The 7,415-nt window shown below is 71.5% G+C and carries 9 protein-coding genes and 2 tRNA genes; 10 read left to right on the top strand and 1 reads right to left on the bottom strand.

Features of this window, described 5'->3' with window-relative positions; genetic code table 11:
- Positions 1–338: 338 nt before the first annotated feature.
- From ACFXA3_RS29205 to ACFXA3_RS29160, 10 genes are all read left to right on the top strand, one after another.
- Positions 339–411: transfer RNA gene (locus ACFXA3_RS29205), tRNA-Thr, on the top strand.
- 48 nt (positions 412–459) lie between these two features.
- Positions 460–532, top strand: a tRNA-Met gene (locus tag ACFXA3_RS29200).
- An 88-nt stretch (positions 533–620) separates the two neighbouring features.
- Positions 621–785: a 50S ribosomal protein L33 gene (rpmG, locus tag ACFXA3_RS29195; protein ID WP_007265873.1), complete on the top strand. Its 165-nt coding sequence runs from the start codon at positions 621–623 to the stop codon at positions 783–785.
- A gap of 161 nt (positions 786–946) precedes the next feature.
- A complete protein-coding gene (locus tag ACFXA3_RS29190; protein ID WP_030870124.1) occupies positions 947–1,399 on the top strand; it encodes a MaoC family dehydratase N-terminal domain-containing protein in 453 nt (150 codons plus the stop codon).
- Between the two features lies 1 nt (position 1,400).
- Positions 1,401–1,829, top strand: a complete 429-nt coding sequence (locus ACFXA3_RS29185; RefSeq protein ID WP_385191514.1) for a MaoC family dehydratase — start codon at positions 1,401–1,403, stop codon at positions 1,827–1,829.
- A gap of 87 nt (positions 1,830–1,916) precedes the next feature.
- On the top strand, positions 1,917–2,489 hold the full coding sequence (locus tag ACFXA3_RS29180) for a TetR/AcrR family transcriptional regulator (RefSeq protein WP_385191512.1): 573 nt from the start codon (positions 1,917–1,919) through the stop codon (positions 2,487–2,489).
- A 93-nt stretch (positions 2,490–2,582) separates the two neighbouring features.
- Positions 2,583–4,148, top strand: a complete 1,566-nt coding sequence (locus ACFXA3_RS29175; protein ID WP_385191511.1) for a DHA2 family efflux MFS transporter permease subunit — start codon at positions 2,583–2,585, stop codon at positions 4,146–4,148.
- 101 nt (positions 4,149–4,249) lie between these two features.
- Positions 4,250–4,648 (top strand): DUF3291 domain-containing protein, encoded by a 399-nt coding sequence (locus ACFXA3_RS29170; RefSeq protein WP_385191510.1) that lies wholly within the window; start codon positions 4,250–4,252, stop codon positions 4,646–4,648.
- Positions 4,645–5,760 (top strand): UDP-N-acetylmuramate dehydrogenase, encoded by a 1,116-nt coding sequence (locus ACFXA3_RS29165; RefSeq protein ID WP_385191509.1) that lies wholly within the window; start codon positions 4,645–4,647, stop codon positions 5,758–5,760. Before ACFXA3_RS29170 ends, ACFXA3_RS29165 begins: the two co-directional genes overlap by 4 nt.
- 15 nt (positions 5,761–5,775) lie before the next feature.
- A complete protein-coding gene (locus ACFXA3_RS29160; protein WP_385191507.1) occupies positions 5,776–6,192 on the top strand; it encodes a hypothetical protein in 417 nt (138 codons plus the stop codon).
- 16 nt (positions 6,193–6,208) lie between these two features.
- On the opposite strand, the gene ACFXA3_RS29155 is transcribed toward ACFXA3_RS29160, so the two are convergent.
- A complete protein-coding gene (locus ACFXA3_RS29155; protein WP_385191506.1) occupies positions 6,209–7,228 on the bottom strand; it encodes an adenosine deaminase in 1,020 nt (339 codons plus the stop codon).
- Between the last annotated feature and the right edge of the window lie 187 nt (positions 7,229–7,415).

Here is a 7,415-nt window from a genome sequence, read left to right as displayed (position 1 = left end):
GCGCCGCCCCGTCCGTCCGTGCCGCCGCCCCGTCCACCCGGGACGCCGCCCCGTCCGTCCGGGCCGCCCGGTCCGGATGCCGCCCCGTCCGGGATGCCGCCCCGTCCGGGCCGCCCCGTCCGGATGCCGCCCCGTCCGGGACCGGGGCCGGCCCTCGCGCGGGGGCGGGGAGCGTCGTACGGGGCGTCAGATGTGTGAGCCCGGCCACAATCCGCCCCGAAATGGGCTCCGGGGCCGTCCGGGCCCTGATCGGGAATGCCGTGCCGACCCCCTCGGAGGCCAGTCCCCGCAAAGGATTTGGGCGATGGGCGGGCAACCGTGTAATGTCTTCATCGCTCGCCCCAATAGCTCAGTCGGTAGAGCGTCTCCATGGTAAGGAGAAGGTCTGCGGTTCGATTCCGCATTGGGGCTCTGGTGAGAGAGGTTCCCCACCCTCGGGTGGGGAGCTGATCACATCAAAGCGGCGTAGCTCAGTCGGTAGAGCAAGCGGCTCATAATCGCTGTGTCACCGGTTCAAGTCCGGTCGCCGCTACCCACAGTAGCCGATTGCGGGGTCGGTCTCCCGATCGGCTACTCTTTTATGCGTTCATCCGTCCCATAGTCCGTCAAGGAGCACTCACGTGGCTGCCACCGACGTCCGCCCGAAGATCACGCTGGCCTGCGTGGAGTGCAAGGAGCGGAACTACATCACCAAGAAGAACCGGCGTAACAACCCGGACCGCATGGAGATGAAGAAGCACTGCCCGCGCTGCAACTCGCACACCGCGCACCGCGAGACCCGCTGACCCCAGCGAAGTCTCGAATACAGGCACCGTCATGAGGTCGTCCCCTTCATCGGGGGACGGCCTCGTGTCGTTTCCACGATCGGTTCACTGATCGTTTCCGTGATCGGTTCCCTGATCGTTTTCCTGATGTGACCGTCTTTTTCAACAGGAGGTAGGGAGCCATGGCGCTCGACCAGTCCTTCGTCGGGCGGAGCTACCCGCCCACCGATCCGTACGAGGTCGGCCGGGAGAAGATCCGCGAATTCGCGGTCGCGGTGGGTGACGCGAATCCCGTCTACACCGACCCCGATGCCGCCAAGGCGTTCGGCCACCTCGATGTGATCGCCCCGCCGACTTTCGTGTTCGCGATCACATTCGCGGCGGCGGGCCAGGTCGTGGAGGACCCGCAGCTGGGTCTGGACTACAGCCGCGTCGTGCACGGCGACCAGAAGTTCGCGTACTCGCGGCCCGTGCGGGCGGGTGACCGGCTGTCGGTGACCTCGACCATCGAGGCCGTGAAGTCGATGGCGGGCAACGACATCATCGACATCCGCGGCGAGGTCCACGACGAGACCGGCGAGCACGTGGTGACGGCGTGGACGAAGCTCGTCTCCCGCGCCCCCGAGGAGGCCTGAGATGACTGCGCAGATCAAGTACGCCGACGTCGAGGTCGGTACCGAGCTGCCGGCGGGGTCCTTCCCGGTGACCCGCGCCACGCTGGTGCGGTACGCGGGCGCCTCGGGTGACTTCAACCCGATCCACTGGAACGAGAAGTTCGCCAAGGAGGTCGGACTGCCGGACGTCATCGCGCACGGCATGTTCACGATGGCCGAGGCGATCCGTGTCGTCACCGACTGGGTCGGCGACCCGGGGGCGGTCGTGGAGTACGGCGTGCGGTTCACGAAGCCGGTGGTCGTGCCGAACGACGACGCGGGCGCGGTGATCGAGGTCAGCGGGAAGGTCGCGGCCAAGCTGGACGACAACCGGGTGCGGGTCGACCTGACGGCCATGAGCGCGGGCCAGAAGGTCCTCGGCATGTCCCGGGCCGTGGTGACCCTGGCCTGACCCCGTCCGTTCCCCGGCCGCCACGGCGCCGGGGAACGGCTCCGGCCGGGGTTGACGTAGTTAGTGATTGCGTACTAACTTACTGCCATGGCAAGGATGAGCGCAGACGAACGGCGCGAGAGCGTCATCCGCGCGGCGATTCACGAGTTCGCCCGCGGCGGGTATTACGGGACCTCCACCGAGGCCATCGCGAAGCGCGTCGGCGTTTCGCAGCCGTACCTGTTCCGCCTCTTCCCCAACAAGCCGGCCATCTTCCTCGCCGCCGCCGAGCGCTGTCTGCGGGAAACCCGCGACGTCTTCGCGGCCGCCGCCGAGGGCCTGGAAGGCGAAGAGGCCACGCTCGCCATGGCGAACGCGTACGCCCGGCTGATCGCCGAGGAGCCGGACAAGCTCCAGATGCAGCTCCAGATGTACGTCACCGTCGCCGCCGCCGAGGCGGCCGGCGACCACCAGCTCGGCGAGCTCGTCCGCAAGGGCTGGATGGAGCTCTGGGACACCGTTCACGTCCCCCTCGGCGGGGACGTGAAGGAGACCACGACCTTCATGGCCTACGGAATGCTGATCAACACCCTGGCCGCCATGGGTTTTCCGCCGGGGCACCGGGTGTGGGAGGCGCTTTACCCGTCTGCCCGTATCGAGAAGCAGGCGGAACCGGAGTAGGGCATCCGGGCCCCGCGCTGTTGCGTATTTTTCTGCGCCGCAAAGTTAGTCAGTGATAACTAACAGTCCAGTTCTCATCCTCAGGGGGAAACCGTGAACGGCACGCAAGGCACCAGAGACGCCCGAGAGACCGCAGAGACCCTAGAGACCGCAGAGGCCCGAGAGACCGCAGACGCCCGCGTGACCGGAGACACCCACGAGGCGCCGGACAACGCGTTCCGCGGGCCCGCCGTATGGGCGCTCGTCCTCACCGGGGCCGCCAGCTTCATGGCCGCCCTCGACAACCTCGTCGTCACCACGGCCCTGCCCGCCATCCGCGAGGACCTCGGCGGCAAGCTGGAGGACCTGGAGTGGACGGTGAACGCCTACACGCTCACCTTCGCCGTCCTCCTCATGTTCGGCGCCGCCCTCGGCGACCGCTTCGGCCGTCGGCGGTTCTTCATCGGCGGTCTCGCCCTCTTCACCGGCGCCTCCGCCGTGGCCGCCCTCTCACCCGGCATCGACACGCTCATCGCCGCCCGCGCCGTCCAGGGCGTCGGCGCCGCGGTCATGATGCCGCTCACCCTCACCCTGCTCATGGCCGCCGTCCCGGCCGCCCGCCGCGGCATGGCGCTCGGGATCTACGGAGCCGTCACCGGCCTGGCCGTCGCCAGCGGCCCCCTGATCGGCGGCAGCCTCACCGAGCACATCTCCTGGCAGTGGATCTTCTGGCTGAACGTTCCGCTCGGCCTCGCCCTGATCCCGCTCTCCCGCCTGCGCCTCGCCGAGTCCACCGCCCCCGGCGCCCGCCTCGACGTCCCCGGCACCCTCCTGATCAGCGGCGGTCTCTTCGGCATCGTCTACGGCCTGGTCAACGCCAACTCCGACGGCTGGACCAGCACGACCGTCCTCGGCTCCCTGATCGTCGGCGGCCTGCTCGTCCTCGCCTTCGCCCGGCACGGAGCCGTCAGCGCGAACCCGATGCTCCCCATGCGGCTCTTCCGCAACCGCGGCTTCCTCGGGATCAACGTGGCCAGCCTGCTGATGTACCTGGGCATGTTCGGCTCGATCTTCCTGCTCAGCCAGTTCCTCCAGGGCGTCGCCGGCTACTCGCCCACCGAGGCCGGTCTGCGCATGCTCCCCTGGACCGGCATGCCGATGATCGTCGCCCCCATCGCCGGCATCCTCTCCGACCGGATCGGCGGCCGTCCCGTCGTCGCCGCCGGCCTGGCGTTCCAGGCCCTCGGCCTCGGCTGGTTCGCGATGATCCTGGAGGCGGACGTCTCGTACGCCGCCCAGCTGCCCGCGCTCATCCTCAGCGGCATCGGCATGGCCCTGTACTTCGCCCCCGCCTCCAACATCCTGATGTCCACCGTGTCCCCCGCGGACCAGGGCAAGGCCTCCGGCGCCAACAACGCGCTGCGCGAGGTCGGCGGAGCCCTCGGAGTCGCCGTCCTGGCCTCGGTCTTCTCCGCCCAGGGTGGCTACGAGACCCCGCAGGCCTTCACCGACGGGACCGTGCCCGCGCTGTGGATCGGCGCCGCCGCGGTGGCCGTGGCGGCCGCCTTCGCCCTCCTCGTGCCGGGCAAGCGGGCCGCCCGGGGCCCGGCACCCGTCCCCGCGACGCCCGCCCCCGCCCCCGCCACCGCCGCCCTCGCCGACAAGGCCGCCGCACGCTGACCGCCAACGCCAACGCCAACGGCAACGGCAAACCGCGACGGCGACCGCAGCCGAACGCAGGCACCCGAACGCAGGCACCCGAACGGAAGGGAACACCCGTCATGCCCGACATCCCCTGGTCCACGCCCACCCCGCCCGCCCCCGGTTCCGAGGTCTACGTCATGGCCTCCCGGTTCGAGACCGAGACCCTCCTCGGAGCCTTCCGGTTCTTCCTCAAGGCCCCCGGCATCATCCGCCAGATCCGCTCGGCGCCCGGCGCCCACGGCGTCGCGCTCCGGGCCCGGATCTTCAGCCGGACCTTCCTGACCCTCTCCGCATGGCAGGACCGCGACGCGCTGTACCGCTTCGCCGCCAGCGAGCCGCACCGCTCCAGCTCCCGCGCCGCCGCCGCGTTCATGCGGGAGTCGGCCTTCACCTTCTGGACCGCCCCGGCCTCCGGGCTCCCGGTCGCCTGGGCCGAGGCCGAGCGCCGGCTGGCCGAACAGCAGGCCCGCTCGTGACGTACGGTCCGTGGCCCCGCAGGGATGCGAGGGGTACGGACCGTACTCTTGTCCACGTGCAGGAACTCCACGACGCCCCCCTCGCCCCCCTGACCACCTTCCGCCTCGGTGGCCCCGCCACCCGTCTGGTCACCGCGACCACCGACGCCGAGGTGGTCGAGGCCGTCCGCGCCGCGGACGAGAGCGGCACACCGCTCCTCGTCATCGGCGGCGGCAGCAACCTGGTCATCGGCGACCGCGGCTTCGAGGGCACCGCCCTGCGCATCGCGACCACCGGATTCCACCTGGACGGCACCACCCTGGAGCTCGCCGCCGGCGAGAACTGGAGCGACGCCGTCGCCCGTACCGTCGAGGCGGGTCTGGCCGGCATCGAATGCCTCGCCGGAATCCCCGGTTCCGCCGGCGCCACCCCGATCCAGAACGTCGGGGCGTACGGCCAGGAGGTCTGCGACACCATCACGGAGGTCGTCGCGTACGACCGCACCCGGCACGAGACGGTCACGCTGACCGCCGCCGAGTGCGCGTTCCGGTACCGCAACAGCACCTTCAAGGACCAGCCCGACCGCTACGTCGTCCTGCGCGTCCGCTTCGCCCTGGAGGACGCGGGCGGCCTGTCCGCGCCGGTCAAGTACCCGGAGACCGCGCGCGCCCTCGGCGTCGAGGCCGGCGACCGCGTCCCGGCCGCCGCCGCGCGCGAGACCGTACTGCGCCTGCGCGCGGGCAAGGGCATGGTCCTCGACCCCGCCGACCACGACACCTGGTCCGCAGGCTCCTTCTTCCACAACCCGATCCTGAGCGACGAGGCGTACTCCGCCTTCCTCGGCCGCGTCCAGGACCGCCTCGGCCCGGAGACCACCCCGCCCGCGTACCCCGCCGGCGAGGGCCGTACGAAGACCAGCGCGGCATGGCTGATCGACAAGGCCGGCTTCACCAAGGGCTACGGCACCGGCCCGGCCCGGATCTCCACCAAGCACACCCTCGCGCTGACCAACCGCGGCGAGGCCACCACCGAGGACCTCCTCGCCCTGGCCCGCGAGGTCGTCGCGGGCGTCCACGCGGCCTTCGGCGTCACCCTGGTCAACGAACCGGTGACGGTCGGCGTCAGCATCTGAGGAGTCCCGGCCGCCATGCTCTGTCCACTGCACGGGGCCGGTACGGACCCCACGCGCCTGGTGGGGCGCACGATCAGCAGGATCGTCGCGTCCTGGCACGTCTGCGAGGGCGAACGCTCCGAGGCGCCGCTCGACGTCTGGCTGATCGACAGCGAGGGCGATTCCACCAGGATCAGCACCGGGTCCGACTGGTGCCTCATCGTCGAGTCCGCGCCGCCCCACGAGCCGTACGACATGGGGGAGTGGGGCCGGATCGAGGTCGGCGAGGACCTCGGCGACCACCCCTTCCTGCGCCACCTCGGGGACACCGTGGCGAGCGTGGCCGAGTTCGCGGCACCGGAGACCGGGCGCACCCAGCTGGAGATCGGCTTCCCCGACGGCGACCGGGTCCGGGCCGACTGCTGGGAAGGCGACCTGCGGCTCACCCACTGACCCGCCGGACGACCGGTCAGGCGGCCAGCCAGTGGTCGATCCCGGCCAGCAGCTTGTCCTGTACGTCCCCCGGCGCCGCGGAACCGCGCACCGACTGCCGGGCCAGCTCGGCGAGCTCCGCGTCCGTGAAGGCGTGGTGGCGGCGGGCGATCTCGTACTGGGCCGCCAGCCGGGACCCGAACAGCAGCGGGTCGTCCGCGCCCAGCGCCATCGGCACCCCGGCCTCGAAGAGCGTGCGCAGCGGAACGTCCTCGGGCCGCTCGTAGACCCCGAGGGCGACGTTCGACGCCGGGCACACCTCGCAGGTGATCTGGCGGTCCGCGAGCCGCCGCAGCAGCCGCGGGTCCTCGGCGGCCCGCACGCCGTGGCCGATGCGGGAGGCGTGCAGATCGTCCAGGCAGTCCCGGACCGAGGAGGGCCCGGTCAGCTCGCCGCCGTGCGGGGCCGCGAGCAGGCCGCCCTCACGGGCGATGGCGAAGGCCCGGTCGAAGTCGCGGGCCATGCCGCGGCGCTCGTCGTTGGAGAGCCCGAAGCCGACGATGCCGCGGTCGGCGTAGCGGACCGCGAGACGGGCGAGGGTACGGGCGTCGAGGGGGTGCTTCATCCGGTTGGCGGCGATCAGGACCCGCATGCCGAGGCCGGTCTCGCGCGACGCCGCGTCGACGGCGTCCAGGATGATCTCGACGGCGGGGATCATGCCGCCCAGCAGCGGGGCGTACGAGGTGGGATCCACCTGGATCTCCAGCCAGCCGCTGCCGTCCCGCACGTCCTCCTCGGCCGCTTCGCGGACCAGGCGCCGGATGTCCTCGGGCTCGCGGAGGCAGGAGCGGGCGGCGTCGTACAGCCGCTGGAAGCGGAACCAGCCGCGCTCGTCGGTGGCGCGGAGCTTGGGCGGCTCCCCGGCGGTCAGTGCGTCGGGCAGGCGCACGCCGTACTTGTCGGCGAGCTCCAGCAGGGTCGACGGTCGCATCGACCCCGTGAAGTGCAGGTGGAGATGGGCTTTCGGCAGAAGCGTGAGATCGCGTGGGTGCTCCATCTGGTGATCCTGCCAAACCGCCGCGCCCGGCGGGAGGGGGTTTTACCGATCGGGGGCTTGCGCGAAAGTTTGCGCGGGCCCGGACGGTCCCCGGAACGCCGGCGGCGGCGGGGCGGCCCCCCGGCCCGGGGGCCGCCCCCCCCCCGCCGCGGCCCCCCGCCCCCCCCCGGCGCGGCCGCCCGCGCCC

It is taken from the genome of Streptomyces sp. NPDC059456 (assembly GCF_042750055.1).
In the GTDB taxonomy this organism is placed as follows: Bacteria; Actinomycetota; Actinomycetes; order Streptomycetales; family Streptomycetaceae; genus Streptomyces.
This window is presented reverse-complemented; position numbering and strand designations above follow the sequence as displayed.